This is a genomic window from Roseovarius sp. (genome assembly GCF_018066915.1).
Lineage (GTDB): Bacteria > Pseudomonadota > Alphaproteobacteria > Rhodobacterales > Rhodobacteraceae > Roseovarius.
The window spans coordinates 1-13,796 of record NZ_JAGPVV010000068.1; the positions used below are offsets into that span (position 1 = coordinate 1).

Here is a 13,796-nt window from a genome sequence, read left to right on the forward strand (position 1 = left end):
AACCGCAGCCGATCCTCGGCATTCAGCGAGCCGCGCTGCGCCACGTGATCGCCAAGGGCCGCCCGCAGGGCCTCATGCAACAGATGCGTCGCCGAATGATTGGCCCGAATGGCGCTGCGGCGGGTGTGATCCACCTCAAGCTTAACGCTCATCCCGACGGTTAGGCGTCCATTGTCAGGCGTAAACTGATGCCCGAACAGGCCTCCGGGGAATTTCTTCGTGTCAGAAATGAAGCCATTCACTTCTTTACCAATCAACTTGCCGTGGTCGCCAACCTGTCCACCAGATTCAGCATAGAATGGCGTTTGGTTGAATATGACCCAACCAGTGCAAAGCTCTTCAATCGCATCGACCCGCTTACCCTCGGATACAATAGCAACCACCTGCGCCTCAGAAACCTCGGTATCATAGCCCAGAAAGTCTGTGGCGCTAACATCCTCCGAAATATCAAACCACACCGCCTGATCGGCCGCCTCGCCGGTGCCCGCCCAAGCCGCGCGCGCCTTGGCCTTCTGCTCGGCCATGGCTGCGTCAAAGCCTGCGGTATCCACCTCGCGACCCTTCTCCCGCAGCGCATCCTGCGTGAGATCGAGCGGAAATCCATAGGTGTCATAAAGCTTGAACGCCGTGGCCCCCGGCAGCGCCGCGCCCTCCTCCATCCCCGTCAACTCATCATCGAGCAGGCGCAACCCCCGCTCCAACGTCTGTTTGAATCGCGTCTCTTCCAGCTTCAGCGTCTCTTCGATCATCGCCTGCGCCCGGCCCAGTTCCGGAAACGCCTGCCCCATCTGCGCCACCAGTGCGGGGACCAACCGGTACATCACCGGGTCCTTGGCTCCCAGCATATGGGCATGCCGCATCGCCCGGCGCATGATCCGGCGCAGCACATAGCCGCGCCCCTCATTCGACGGCATAACCCCATCCGCCATCAGGAACGAGGTCGAGCGCAGGTGATCCGCGATCACCCGGTGATGTACCCGGCCCGGCCCATCCGGGTCCTGGCTCGTGGCATGCGCGCTCGCCTCGATCAGGCTGCGCATCAAATCGGTGTCGTAGTTGTCGTGCTTGCCTTGCAACAGCGCCCCGATCCGCTCGAGCCCCATGCCCGTGTCGATCGACTGCATGTCAAGCGCCCGCATCGAGCCATCCTCGAACCGCTCATTCTGCATGAAAACAAGGTTCCAGATTTCGATGAACCGATCCCCGTCCTCCTCCGCGCTGCCCGGAGGGCCGCCCCAGATGCTGTCGCCGTGATCATAGAATATCTCGGTGCAGGGGCCGCAGGGGCCGGTCGATCCCATCGACCAGAAGTTGTCATCGGTCTTGATCCGGATGATCCGGTCATCGCTGAGGCCCGCGTATTTCTTCCAGATGTTCGCCGCCTCGTCATCGGTATGATAGACCGTGACCAAGAGCTTGGATTTGTCGATCCCGAAATCCTTGGTCAAGAGATCCCAGGCATAGGGGATCGCCTGTTCCTTAAAATAATCGCCAAAGCTGAAATTGCCCAGCATCTCAAAGAACGTGTGATGCCGCGCGGTATAGCCCACATTGTCCAGATCATTGTGCTTGCCGCCCGCGCGCACACATTTCTGGCTTGTGGTGGCGCGCACGTAATCGCGATGTTCCACACCGGTGAAACAGTTCTTGAACTGCACCATGCCGGAATTGGTGAACATCAGCGTCGGATCGTTGCGCGGCACGAGCGGCGAGCTTTCGACAACGCGGTGATCGTTGCGCTCGAAAAAGCTCAGAAAGGTGGAACGGATTTCATTCAGCGTGGGCATGGGCATCTCTTTCCGGGGCGTGTGTGGGCCTGCGTTCCGCTGATTTAACGGGGCCGTCCGGGCATGTCCACCGCAAGAAAAAGGCCCGGGCATTGCCCGGACCCCCTGTCTGTCTCTCTGGCGGGCGCTAGTGGCGCTCAGCCCTCCATCACATCGCCGTCATCCGCGGCTTCCGTCATGTGAAAATCAAGCCCATGCGAGGCGCGGATCTTGTCCTCGATCTCCATCGCAACGGCCGGGTTGTCGCGCAGGAACCCTTTGGCATTCTCGCGTCCCTGGCCAATCCGCTGATCGCCATAGCTGTACCAGCTCCCGGATTTCTCGACCACGCCCGCCTTGACCCCGATGTCGATCATCTCTCCGGTCTTGCTGATGCCTTCGCCAAACATGATGTCGAACTCGACCTGCTTGAAGGGCGGCGCCACCTTGTTCTTGACCACCTTCACGCGGGTGGTGTTGCCCACCACCTCGTCGCGATCCTTGATCGAGCCGATGCGCCGAATGTCGAGGCGGACGGAGCTGTAGAATTTAAGGGCATTGCCGCCGGTCGTGGTTTCGGGGCTGCCGAACATCACGCCGATCTTCATGCGGATCTGGTTGATGAAGATCACCGTGCAATTGGTCCGGCTGATCGAGCCGGTGAGCTTGCGCATCGCCTGGCTCATCAGGCGGGCATGCACACCCACGCTGCTGTCGCCCATTTCCCCTTCAAGCTCCGACTTGGGCGTGAGGGCGGCGACGGAATCGACCACGATCATGCTCACCGCACCCGAGCGCACCAGCGTGTCGACAATCTCGAGCGCCTGTTCGCCTGTGTCAGGCTGCGAGATCAGCAACTCGTCCAGATCGACCCCCAGCTTGCGGGCATAGACCGGATCGAGCGCATGTTCGGCATCGACAAAGGCGCAGACCCCGCCCTTTTTCTGCTCTTCCGCCACACAATGCAGCGTGAGCGTGGTCTTGCCCGAGCTTTCTGGGCCGTAGATCTCGACGATCCGGCCCTTGGGAATACCGCCAATACCAAGCGCAATGTCGAGCCCCAGCGATCCGGTCGAGGTGGACTCGATATCCTTGATGACATTGTCGCCACCCAACTTCATGATCGAGCCTTTACCGAACTGCCGTTCGATTTGCGCCAGTGCGCTGTCGAGCGCCTTTTGCTTGTCCGCGTTCCGCTTGTTATCCATCGAGAGAAGATCTGCCGTTGCCATTTGTTCGGTCCCTTATTCCACACCCTGTCACGGGCAGCAATCATTGCCTGAGTTCACCTCTTGTTCTCATCTCTATGCGGACAAAATGTGAACATTTCAAGAAAATTCTGGTCCTCCCACTTTCCGCCATCAGGATTAACAAGTAGTTTACATCAACGAAAACAGGCGAAATTCACTGTGAGAGGCGCAAATGCTGGTGTTTTCCAAGGCGCGGCTGGTGCTCTTGTCGGTCCCCAAGACCGGCAGCACCGCCTATGAGACCGCCCTGGCACCTCATGCCGCTATCGCTGTCTCGGCCCCACCAGAGCTCAAACATGCGCCGGTGTTTCGCTACAACCGATTCTTTCGCCCGATGATCGACCGCTTCTTTGATGGATCCTTTGACGTCGTGGCGGTCATGCGCGAGCCTCTGGATTGGCTCGGGAGTTGGTATCGTTACCGTCAGCGCCCAGAGCTGGCCGGTCATGCCAACAGCACCCATGGGCTCAGCTTTGATGACTTCGTGACCGCCTATTGCACCGGAGAACCGCCGCCCTGCGCCCGGGTCGGCAGTCAGGCCAAGTTCCTCGAGCCTCAGCGCAACGGTGCCCGCGTCACCCATCTCTTTCGTTACGAGGATCAGCCGGGTCTGCGCAGCTTTCTCGCCGCCCGTCTTGGCGTGGCGGTCGAGCCCGCGCCGCTCAACCGCTCGCCCAGCCTGCCGCTCACCCTCTCGCCTCGCACTGACACCCGGCTGCGGCGCAAATTCGCCGAGGATTTCACCCTCTGGTCCGGCATCGGCGCGAACGGAGCATACACCCCCCTGCCCGCCCGGCCAAAGCCCGAGCAAGACGACGAGGCCTGATCGCCCGCATCGCACATCCCCATCACATCAACTGCCGCTGCACGGTCTCGGTCAGTTCGTTGAGCGAGAAGGGCTTGGGCAGGAATACCGAATGCGGAATGCACGCCTGTCGGTCGCCAAAGGTTTCCTCGGCATAGCCGGACATGAACACGACCCGCGCCTCGGGCCGGGTTGTCAGCGCGCGCCGCACCCAGCCGGGGCCGTCAATGCCCGGCATGACCACATCGGTGACAAAGACATCCACATGCAGCGCGGCATCCTCCAGAATCTCGAGCGCATCTTCGGCCGATTCGGCCTCGAGCACGGTAAAGCCGCGCAATTGCAGCGCCCGGCTGGCAAAGGCGCGCACAGGGGCCTCATCCTCGACCAAGAGCACCACGCCACTACCCCGTGTCTCGGACGTCGCCAGACGGGGCGCCTCGCTCGGGTGCCGCACCTCGCCGAGATAGGCCGGAAACAGCAATTGAAAACAGGTGCCCTCGCCCAGAGTGCTATCCACAAAGATGAACCCGCCCGTTTGTTTGACTATGCCATAGGCCGTCGAGAGACCAAGCCCGGTGCCCTCGCCCGTGCGCTTGGTGGTAAAAAATGGCTCGAACACCTTTTGCAACTTGTCCGGCGCGATCCCCGCCCCCGCATCAATCACCTGCACCGAGACATAGCGCCCCGGCTGCACCACCGCCCGATCCCGGCAAAGAGGCTCGGTCAAGGTGAGGTTCTGGGTGACGATCCGGATTTCTCCGCCCATCGGCATCGCGTCCCGGGAATTCACCACAAGGTTCATCAACACCTGTTCCAACTGCCGCTTGTCGGCGCGAATGGCCGCCAGCGTCGGATCATGGCTGAGCGAGAGTGCGATTTTCTCTCCCACCAACCGGTTCAGCAAATGCGTCAGGTCCGCCAATGTGTCGCGCAGGTCGATCACCTCGGGGCGCAGCGTCTGCTTGCGCGAATAGGCCAGCAACTGGCTGACCAGCGCCGCGGCGCGATTGGCATTCTGGTTGATCTGCATGAGATCGCCAAAATCGGGATCGCCCTGATCGTGCCGCAAGAGCAAGAGGTCGCAATGGCCCGAAATCGCCGTCAGCAAATTGTTGAAATCATGCGCCACCCCGCCAGCAAGCTGGCCAATCGCCTGCATCTTCTGGCTCTGCACGAATTGCGCCTCAAGCGTCTTGAGCTCGGTCGCATCGCTCAGCACCGCGATCAGCACCGCCTCATCCGCCTCCATCGTGCGGTTCAGCGCGACCTGGACAAAGACTTCGCGGTCATCGCGGCGCACCCGCAGGAACTCGGCATGCACTGTGCCCCGCCCCGCGGCCGCATCCCCCAACCAGTCGGTGATCGACCGTCCCAACCCCTCTAGCACATCGCCCAGCGTCGCTCCCGCCACGCTCTCGGCGCCCAGCAATTCGCGGGCAGGACGGTTTGACAACTGGATCTGCCCCTGCGCCGACAGCTTCAGGAGAGGGACCGGCAGCGCATCGAAAAACGCCCAGCCATCGGGGGGGCGCAGTCCCCCGTCGACACCGGGCAAGAGGAAAATCTCGCGCCGCCCCGCCGAGCCCTCGCGCGCCACCACAAGGCAGGGCAACGGCCCATCCGGGGTTGCGATATCATTGACCTCGCCGGGTCGGAGCGGTGTCGCGCAGAGCCGCTCCAGCGTCCGCACCCGCTCGCCCACCAGATCGCGCGCCGCCGCATTCATGAAAAGCACCGCATCGCGGCGGCCCAGCGTCAGCATCGGCAACGCCTGCGCCTCGGCCTCACGCGGGGGCTGATCGGCGGATTTCTCGATCCGCCAGAGAAAATGATCGGCCCCGGAGCGATGCACGCTGATGCGCAAATGCCCGCCCCGCGTCACCAGATCCTCGACCGAGGCCCCTTTGGCGAGGGCGCGCGTCTCCATCCGAAAGAGAATGGGGCCGGGATTGGCAAGAACCTCGCGCAGCGCACCGGCAAGCGTGGTGGCCCGGTCCGCCGCCAATACCCGCCGTGCAGCGGCATTGGCATGAACAAGACGCCCCTCGACCTCGGCCAGAACAAGCGGCACCGGGTCCGCCTCGAGCATCTCCTGTGCCAGACTCGCTACCGCCTGCCGCTGCCCCGAGGCATGCCGTTTGAGGCGCGCGTTGATCATCACGACCCAGAGCGCCGCAAACCCGAGCGTCGCCCCCACCAGCCAAAGCAGCCGCTGGCCCTGTCCGGGCGGCACCAGCATCGCCGTGCCTGCAAAGAGCACCGCCGCCAGCACCAACACACCCGCACGCGGCCCAAGCCGCAGCGCCGCCTGATAAAGCTGCCCCCCTGAGTGCGGGATAAACGCCACGCCGAGCCCTCGCTTCACGATTCCTCCACCCTTTCTAGGGCGAAAGACTTAAGCGAGACTTAACGGCGTCCAAAATCACCCGTCAAGGTTGCTGGGTGGTTAACGAACCCTCTTGAGTTGCGCGAGATAAAATCCATCGCCCGTCTCTGAAATCGGCCAATGCTGCGTGCGGCTCAGGGCCCACTCCGGATGATCACCTGAGAAACGCCGGATAACCTCTTGGTTTTCTTCCTCTAAAACGGAGCATGTCGCATAGGCCAGCACCCCTCCAGGGGCCACGTTCGGTGCCGCCTCAGTCAGAATACGCCCCTGCAATTGCATCAGCTCCGCCAAACGCTCCGGCGTCAGCGCCCATTTTGCCTCGGGGGTGCGCCGCCAGGTGCCGCTGCCCGAACAGGGCGCATCGCATAAAACTACGTCAAAGAGCCCCTCTGGCTGCGTGACGACACGCACCTCGACCCCCGCGCGCGCCGCCCGCGCCGGCAGGTCCCGCATCCGTTGCGGGGCGGCATCATGGGCAAAAAATGCGCCCTCGACGCGGCTTGCCAGGGCCAGCACCTTGCCGCCACCCCCGGCGCAGTAATCCAGAACGCGCGCGCCGTCCGGCACCTCCAGCGCCTCCATCGCCGCTTGACTGCTGCCATCCTGAAGCTCGATCCAGCCCTCGGCATAGCTTTGAGATCCGGTAATTTTCCGCTCACCTTCAAGCACTTGCAGCGCATTATTAGCAATATCAACCGGCTGTGTGACAATCCCCTCATCGACCAGCCGTGCTTGCGCCTCTGCGCGCGTGGCCCGGCGCGAGTTGACCCGGAGCATGATCGGCGCACGCGCACGCAACGCCTCTGCCGCCGCCTCTGCCGCCGCACCAAGCGAGGCCACAAACCGCGGCCAGAGCCAATCGGGCAGGTCCCGCGCCGCCGCAACATCCGGCACACCGGGACTACGCTCTGCCTCTGTCAAGCGCGCGGGCGCATGCCCTTCCCCTGTGAAAATCCCATCAGGATAAAGGCCTTGCGCGCGCAAACTGCCCAGCATGAGCGCGCGCCCATCCTCACCATTGCCCCGCGCAGCGCAAGACCGCCAACAGCGCAGCACCGAAAACACATGGTCGCGCAGCGCCGCGCGATCCTTGGACCCGGCATAGCGCGCGCCGCGCGCCCAATTGGTCAGCGCCTTTTCCGCAGGCTCGCCCGCGCGGATACGGTCCAACACCTCGATCGCCGCCGAAACCCGCGCACCAGGGGTCATCGCACCACCTCAAGAGCACCGCACAACAGCATGAAAACCCTAGCCAATCCGATAGTTCGGGCTCTCACGGGTGATCTGAACATCATGCACATGGCTTTCCTTGAGGCCCGCGCCGGTAATCCGCACGAATTGGCAATTGTGGCGCATTTCCTCGACCGTGGCACAGCCGGTATAGCCCATCGCGGCCCGCAACCCGCCCACAAGCTGATGGATCACGCTGCCCGCAGCCCCTTTGTAGGGCACCTGCCCCTCGACCCCCTCGGGCACCAGCTTGTCGCTCGCGGCGTCCTTCTGGAAATACCGATCCGCAGAGCCGCGCGCCATGGCACCAAGGCTCCCCATGCCACGATAGGCCTTGAACGACCGCCCCTGATAGAGAATGACCTCGCCGGGGCTCTCATCGGTGCCCGCCAGCATGCTACCCACCATGGCACAGGAAGCGCCCGCCGCAATCGCCTTGGCGAAATCGCCCGAAAACTTGATACCGCCATCGGCAATCACCGGCACGTCACCGGCGGCGCGCGCGCTGTCCATCACGGCGGTCAGTTGCGGCACGCCCACGCCCGCGACCATCCTTGTGGTGCAGATGCTGCCGGGGCCGATTCCGACCTTGACCGCATCGGCCCCCGCCCCGATCAGCGCGCGCGTGGCCTCGGCTGTGGCCACATTGCCCGCCACCACCTGCACCGCATTGGACAGCGCCTTGATCCGCTCCACAGCGCGCGCCACGCCTTCAGAATGGCCATGCGCGGTGTCGATCACCACCATATCGACACCCGCATCAATCAGCGCCTGCGACCGCTCGAACCCGGCATCGCCGACGGTCGAGGCCGCCGCCACCCGCAGCCGCCCCAGATCATCCTTGCAGGCCGTGGGGTTGAGCACCGCCTGTTCAGTGTCGCGCAGCGTCAAGAGGCCGGTCAGCTTGCCCGCCTTGTCCGTCACCAGCAATTTCTCGATCCGCCGCGCCTTCATCAGGCTCTTGGCCTCGTCCCGATCCGCAGGCTCTTGCAGGATCGCCAGATCGTTGCTCGTCATCATCACCCGCACCGGTGTGCGGTCATCTTCGGCAAAGCGCATGTCGCGATTGGTGACGATCCCCACCACGCGGCCGGTCTCATCCACCACGGGAAAGCCGGTAACATTGTACCGCTCTTGCAGCGCCTTGGCATCGGCCAGCGTCTGATCGGGCCTGAGCGTGATCGGGTTATAGACGATCCCGCTCTCGAACCGCTTGACACGGCGCACTTCGCGGGCCTGTTCCTCGATGGTCAGATTGCGGTGGATCACCCCCATGCCGCCCGATTGCGCCATGGAAATCGCCATGCGCGCCTCGGTCACCGTGTCCATGGCCGAACTCAAGAGCGGGATGTTGAGCGTGATGGATTGCGTCACGCGCGTCCGCGTATCCGCCGTGTTGGGCAGGACACTGGATGCCGCCGGCACCAGCAGAACATCATCAAAGGTGAGGGCCTCGCGAATCTCCATTTCACATCTCCATGGACAGCTCGTTTGGCGCTTCCCTATTGCATGGATAGCCATGGGGTAAAAGGGCGATTCGTCCCTTTATTCCGCAGGGTCGCGCCGTGGCCTTGGTTCAGGCACCGGGTCATGCCCACATTGCCCCCAAGGGTTGCAGCGCAGGATACGCCACGCCGCCAAAGCACCCCCGCGCAGCGCCCCATGCTTTTCCAGCGCCTCAAGCGCATAGTGGCTACAGGTCGGATGATAGCGGCAATGCCAGCCCACCCAGGGGCTCAGGATCAGCCGATAGGCGCGAATGGGCAACGCCAGCACATGCGCAAGCGGGCTCATGCCCCTCCCGCCAGCTTGCGCAGCGCATAGGATAGATCGTGCCGCAGCGTATCATAGGGCCGCGCGCCGGTCTCTTCCGCCTTGCCGATCAGCACATAATCCCAGCCGGGCAAGCCTTGGGCAGGCAAGAGCTCGCGCGCGAGCGCCCGCAGCCGCCGCTTGGCGCGATTGCGGGCCACCGCATTGCCCACTTTCTTGGAACAGGTGAACCCCACCCGGATCGCCGCGTCGCCATCACGCCGGTCGCGCCCCTGCACCAGCATGGTGCCCGTGCCCTGCCGCCGCGCCCGCGCCGCCGCCAGAAAATCCGCGCGCTTGCGCAGCGCCGTCCACTTTTGCGGTTGGGCATTGTGCGGCGCACAAGACGAAACCGCCGGGGGCATCGTCCCTGCATCGCTGCTGGGGGCCTCCGGCGGTGTCATTTTCTTCTCGCTGTCGCGCGCGCTTAGGCGCAGAGCGACTTGCGGCCCCGGGCGCGACGCGCGTTCAGGATCTTGCGGCCGGCTTTGGTGGCCATGCGCGCACGGAACCCGTGGCGATGCTTGCGAACGAGGTTCGAGGGTTGAAAGGTGCGTTTCATCGCTCCGTCTCCGACTTATTGGGCCACGCGTCTGAGGAATCGCGCAACGATCATATCTATCCGAAGCCCGTCCTATAGAGCGCCCCTTTTCCCGTGTCAAACCCCGGTCCGGGCATTTGCAACAAAAACATGCCCCAAACCGGCCAATGAATGTTACAAACCCCGCATAACACCGCGCCAACGCCGCGTCATCCCATCACCCCCGATCACCCCCGCGTGAGGCCACTGGCGCCGGACGCCCGCAGAGTGCAACTAGGGAGCAGATGTCCCGAACCAGAGCGAGCCGATAGAGAGACCATGGATCACAGCACAGGCGAGAGCAAACCGGCCAAACCCTCCCTTGCGCGGCACCTGCCGCTGGCCATTATCCTGATCGTGGCGGTGGTGGGCTTTGTCACCCTGCGCGATTACCTCACATTCGATACGCTGCGCGACAACCGCGAGGCGCTCTTGGCCTATCGCGATGCCAACATCACCCTCATGGCTCTGGCCTTCATCGCGGTCTATTTCGTCATCGTGGCCTTTTCCCTGCCCGGTGCGGCGGTGGCCTCGGTCACGGGCGGATTTCTCTTTGGTCTGGTGCTTGGCACGGGCTTTAACGTGGTCGCCGCTTCGCTGGGGGCTTGCGCCATCTTTCTCGCCGCACGCGCCGGGTTGGGCCAGACCCTCGCCGCCAAGATCGAAACCTCCGATGGCACGCTCAAGCGGCTCAAGGAGGGTCTCAACGAGAATGAAATCAGCGTGCTCTTTCTCATGCGCCTCGTGCCCGCCGTGCCGTTCTTCGTGGCCAATCTCCTGCCCGCTCTGGTTGGTGTGCGCTTTTTCAATTTCGCCTTCACCACCGTGCTCGGCATCATCCCCGGCGCCATCGTCTTTACCTGGATCGGCGTCGGCTTGGGCGAAGTGTTCGACCGGGGCGATTCCCCCGATCTTTCCCTCTTGTGGGAACCCCAGATCATCGGGCCTATTTTGGGGCTGAGCGCGCTCGCCGCCCTGCCCATGATCCTCAAGGCCGTGCGCGGCAAAAAGGAAATTTGAACATGACACGACTTAAGACTGATCTTCTGGTCATCGGGGCCGGGTCCGGTGGCCTGTCCCTCGCGGCGGGCGCGGTCCAGATGGGGGCCAGCGTCATCCTGCTCGAAGGGCACAAGATGGGCGGTGATTGCCTCAACTTCGGCTGCGTCCCTTCCAAGGCGCTCATCGCCAGTGGCAAGGCGGCCTATGCGCAATCCCATGCCGCGCAGTATGGCGTCGCAGACCAAATCCCACAGGTGGACTATGCCGCCGCCAAGGATCACGTCGCAGATGTCATCGCGCAGATTGCCCCTGTCGACAGCCAGGAACGCTTTGAAGGCTTGGGCGTGCGCGTGATCCGTGAATACGGCGAATTCCTCTCGCCGACCGAGGTCAAGGCCGGGGATCACATCATCACCGCCCGCCGCATCGTCATCGCCACAGGCTCTTCGCCCTTTGTCCCGCCCATTCCGGGGCTCGACACCGTGCCCTACGAGACCAACGAGACCCTCTTTGACCTGCGCGAGAAACCTGCGCATCTTTTGGTCGTGGGCGGCGGTCCCATCGGCATGGAAATGGCGCAGGCGCATCGCCGCTTGGGCTGCGCCGTGACGGTGATCGAGGGGGCCAAGGTGCTGGGCAATGACGATCCTGAAATGGCCGCCGTGGTGATCGACCAATTCCGCGCCGAAGGCATCCAGATCGAAGAAGGGGCCTTGGCCGCCGAAATCCGCGGGCAGGCCGGTGCCATCGAGATCCACGCCAAGGACGGGCGCGTCTTCAAGGGCAGCCACCTGCTCATGGCCGTGGGCCGCAAGGCCAATACAGGCCGCCTCAACCTCGACGCCGCAGGCATCGAGACCACCAAACGCGGCATCAAGGTCGACGCCTCGATGCGCACCACCAACAAACGCGTCTATGCCATCGGCGATGTCGCAGGCGGGCTGCAATTCACCCATGTCGCGGGCTATCACTCGGGGCTCATCATCCGTCAGGCGCTCTTGGGCCTGCCCGCGAAAAACCGCACCGACCATATCCCATGGGCCACCTATACCGATCCCGAACTGGCGCAGGTCGGCCTGACCGAGGCACAGGCGCGGCAGGACCACGGCGGCAATCTCGAGGTCGTCCGCTTCCATTATACCCACAACGACCGCGCCATCGCCGAACGCAAGACCGCCGGTCTGATCAAGGTCATGGTCGTGCGCGGCCGCCCCGTCGGCGTTTCCATCGCTGGTGCGCAGGCGGGCGAATTGATCAACCTCTGGGCGCTTGTCCTCGCCAACGGGCTCAAGATGAAACACGTGGCCAATATGGTCGCCCCCTACCCGACCTTGGGCGAGATCAACAAACGCGCCGCCGGGGCCTATTTCTCGCCTCGCCTGTTTGACAGCGCGGGCGTCAAGCGTATCGTCGGCTTCGTGCAACGCTGGCTGCCCTGACCGGCGCCATCCTCGGGAGGGGACATTTTGCTCAACTCGCTCTCTGGGCGCTTCCTGATCCTGACGGCCATCTTTGTGATGCTGGCCGAGGTATTGATCTTTGTCCCCTCCATCGCCCGCTTTCGCGAAGATTACCTGCTCACCCGTCTGGAGCGCGCCCAGATCGCATCGCTCGTGCTTTTGGCCGATGACGAGGTGACGCCCGAACTCCAAGAAGAACTCCTGCTCAATGCCGAGGTGTTCAACGTCGTGCTGCGCCGTGACGAAGCGCGCCAGCTTATCCTCTCCTCACCCGTCCCCGAGCCCATTTCCCAGACTTTCGATCTGCGCGAGGCCCCCGCCTTTACCCTGATCCGCGACGCCATGCGCCGCCTCGCCACGCCAGAGCCCGAGATCATCCGCGTCATCGGCCAGCCGGTGCGCATGGGCGGTCTGCTGATCGAGATCACGCTCGACACCACCGGCCTGCGCGCCGCGATGATCGACTACGGCCTGCGCATCCTCTGGCTCTCGCTGGTGATTTCGATCTTTACCGCCGTGCTGCTGTTCCTGGCCGTGCGCGTGACCCTCGTGAAACCGATCAAGCGCGTGGTCAGCGCCATGCAGGCCTATGCCGCCGCCCCCGAGGATGTGCGCCGCGTTTTGCTCCCCACGTCCCGCGTCAAGGAACTGCGCGAGGCCGAGGAAACGCTGCAATCCTTGCAAACCCAGCTTACCAGCGCGCTCAAGCAAAAAGAGCATCTCGCCCAATTGGGCGGCGCCGTGGCCAAGGTCAATCATGACCTGCGCAATATTCTGACCTCTGCCCAACTCTTTACCGACCGGATCGAGACCAGCCAGGACCCGACCGTCCAACGCCTCGCCCCCAAGCTCATCAATTCCCTCACCCGCGCCGTGCACCTCTGCGAAGCCACCCTCGCCTATGGCAAGGCCGAAGAACCGGGGCCGACCTTTGCCCGCCTGCATCTCGCCGATGTGGTGGCCGATGTGATCGAGAGCGAGCGCCTCGCTGCCGGTGACGCCGATGTCAGCTTTGCCGAAGATGTGCCGAATGATCTTGTCGTGCTGGCCGATGCCGAACAACTCTACCGCATCATCGGCAACCTCGTGCGCAACGCACGGCAAGCCATCGTCAACAGTGGCCGCCCCGGCGAGATCAGCGTCATGGCCGATGAGGACCCTACCGAATGGATGATCCGCGTCACCGACACCGGGCCGGGCCTGCCCGCACGGGCGCGCGAACATCTCTTCAAACCCTTTCAGGGCGGCACCACCAAAGGCGGCAGCGGCCTTGGCCTGACCATCGCCGCCGAGCTTGTGCGCGGCCATGGCGGCACCCTCATCCTCGAACGCAGCGACGCCACGGGCACCGCTTTTTGCATCACGCTGCCCAAGGGAAATTTCGGCGCCCCGTCATAATTTCTTCCAAAACGCCCTTGCAATGCCCGACGCCAGAGTCTAATTGCTGCCCTCACGGACCGATAGCTCAGCTGGATAGAGTACTTGACTACGAATCAAGG

At 63.3% G+C, this 13,796-nt stretch carries 12 protein-coding genes; 4 read left to right on the top strand and 8 right to left on the bottom strand.

What is annotated here, in order from left to right; translation table 11 throughout:
- Positions 1 to 1,787: alanine--tRNA ligase (alaS, locus tag KBT70_RS04235; protein WP_296629187.1), on the bottom strand; the 1,787-nt coding region annotated here is incomplete at its 3' end.
- Positions 1,788 to 1,924: 137 nt separating this feature from the next.
- The gene (gene recA, locus KBT70_RS04240; RefSeq protein WP_296629189.1) at positions 1,925 to 2,998 is read right to left on the bottom strand and encodes a recombinase RecA; all 1,074 of its coding nucleotides are present in this window, start codon (positions 2,996 to 2,998) and stop codon (positions 1,925 to 1,927) included.
- Between the two features lie 190 nt (positions 2,999 to 3,188).
- Between recA and KBT70_RS04245 the strand changes: the two genes are divergently transcribed.
- Positions 3,189 to 3,842, top strand: coding sequence for a gamma-glutamyl kinase (locus KBT70_RS04245; RefSeq protein WP_296629192.1), 654 nt, complete (start codon positions 3,189 to 3,191; stop codon positions 3,840 to 3,842).
- Between the two features lie 22 nt (positions 3,843 to 3,864).
- Here the strand turns inward: KBT70_RS04245 and KBT70_RS04250 are convergent, their stop codons facing one another.
- The 6 genes from KBT70_RS04250 to rpmH all read right to left on the bottom strand — a co-directional run bounded on the left by KBT70_RS04250 (position 3,865) and on the right by rpmH (position 9,817).
- Positions 3,865 to 6,063 (bottom strand): ATP-binding protein, encoded by a 2,199-nt coding sequence (locus KBT70_RS04250; RefSeq protein ID WP_296629209.1) that lies wholly within the window; start codon positions 6,061 to 6,063, stop codon positions 3,865 to 3,867.
- 207 nt (positions 6,064 to 6,270) lie between these two features.
- Positions 6,271 to 7,422 carry an RsmB/NOP family class I SAM-dependent RNA methyltransferase gene (locus tag KBT70_RS04255; RefSeq protein WP_296629194.1) on the bottom strand — a complete coding sequence of 384 codons (1,152 nt, stop codon included), beginning with the start codon at positions 7,420 to 7,422 and terminating at the stop codon, positions 6,271 to 6,273.
- Between the two features lie 39 nt (positions 7,423 to 7,461).
- Complete coding sequence (gene guaB, locus KBT70_RS04260) at positions 7,462 to 8,910, bottom strand: IMP dehydrogenase (protein WP_296629196.1); 1,449 nt, start codon at positions 8,908 to 8,910, stop codon at positions 7,462 to 7,464.
- Between the two features lie 78 nt (positions 8,911 to 8,988).
- Positions 8,989 to 9,237, bottom strand: a complete 249-nt coding sequence (yidD, locus tag KBT70_RS04265; protein WP_296629198.1) for a membrane protein insertion efficiency factor YidD — start codon at positions 9,235 to 9,237, stop codon at positions 8,989 to 8,991.
- Positions 9,234 to 9,659, bottom strand: a complete 426-nt coding sequence (rnpA, locus tag KBT70_RS04270) for a ribonuclease P protein component (protein ID WP_296629200.1) — start codon at positions 9,657 to 9,659, stop codon at positions 9,234 to 9,236. The genes yidD and rnpA overlap by 4 nt, the downstream gene beginning before the upstream one ends.
- A gap of 23 nt (positions 9,660 to 9,682) precedes the next feature.
- Complete coding sequence (gene rpmH / locus KBT70_RS04275) at positions 9,683 to 9,817, bottom strand: 50S ribosomal protein L34 (protein WP_008281032.1); 135 nt, start codon at positions 9,815 to 9,817, stop codon at positions 9,683 to 9,685.
- A 297-nt stretch (positions 9,818 to 10,114) separates the two neighbouring features.
- On the opposite strand from rpmH, the gene KBT70_RS04280 reads away from it, so the two are divergent.
- From KBT70_RS04280 to KBT70_RS04290, 3 genes are read left to right on the top strand one after another with little or no spacing between them, the layout of a single operon-like run.
- A complete protein-coding gene (locus KBT70_RS04280) occupies positions 10,115 to 10,855 on the top strand; it encodes a TVP38/TMEM64 family protein (protein ID WP_296629203.1) in 741 nt (246 codons plus the stop codon).
- A 2-nt stretch (positions 10,856 to 10,857) separates the two neighbouring features.
- Positions 10,858 to 12,276, top strand: coding sequence for an FAD-dependent oxidoreductase (locus KBT70_RS04285; RefSeq protein ID WP_296629205.1), 1,419 nt, complete (start codon positions 10,858 to 10,860; stop codon positions 12,274 to 12,276).
- Positions 12,277 to 12,303: 27 nt separating this feature from the next.
- Complete coding sequence (locus KBT70_RS04290; RefSeq protein ID WP_296629207.1) at positions 12,304 to 13,695, top strand: HAMP domain-containing sensor histidine kinase; 1,392 nt, start codon at positions 12,304 to 12,306, stop codon at positions 13,693 to 13,695.
- Positions 13,696 to 13,796: the final 101 nt, after the last annotated feature.

Bases quoted from the DNA above. Each gene is read 5' to 3' on its own strand.
- recA (WP_296629189.1), bottom strand. From the start codon at position 2,998: ATGGCAACGGCAGATCTTCTCTCGATGGATAACAAGCGGAACGCGGAC.
- KBT70_RS04245 (WP_296629192.1), top strand. From the start codon at position 3,189: ATGCTGGTGTTTTCCAAGGCGCGGCTGGTGCTCTTGTCGGTCCCCAAG.
- KBT70_RS04250 (WP_296629209.1), bottom strand. From the start codon at position 6,063: ATGCTGGTGCCGCCCGGACAGGGCCAGCGGCTGCTTTGGCTGGTGGGG.
- KBT70_RS04255 (WP_296629194.1), bottom strand. From the start codon at position 7,422: ATGACCCCTGGTGCGCGGGTTTCGGCGGCGATCGAGGTGTTGGACCGT.
- guaB (WP_296629196.1), bottom strand. From the start codon at position 8,910: ATGGAGATTCGCGAGGCCCTCACCTTTGATGATGTTCTGCTGGTGCCG.
- yidD (WP_296629198.1), bottom strand. From the start codon at position 9,237: ATGAGCCCGCTTGCGCATGTGCTGGCGTTGCCCATTCGCGCCTATCGG.
- rnpA (WP_296629200.1), bottom strand. From the start codon at position 9,659: ATGACACCGCCGGAGGCCCCCAGCAGCGATGCAGGGACGATGCCCCCG.
- rpmH (WP_008281032.1), bottom strand. From the start codon at position 9,817: ATGAAACGCACCTTTCAACCCTCGAACCTCGTTCGCAAGCATCGCCAC.
- KBT70_RS04280 (WP_296629203.1), top strand. From the start codon at position 10,115: ATGGATCACAGCACAGGCGAGAGCAAACCGGCCAAACCCTCCCTTGCG.
- KBT70_RS04285 (WP_296629205.1), top strand. From the start codon at position 10,858: ATGACACGACTTAAGACTGATCTTCTGGTCATCGGGGCCGGGTCCGGT.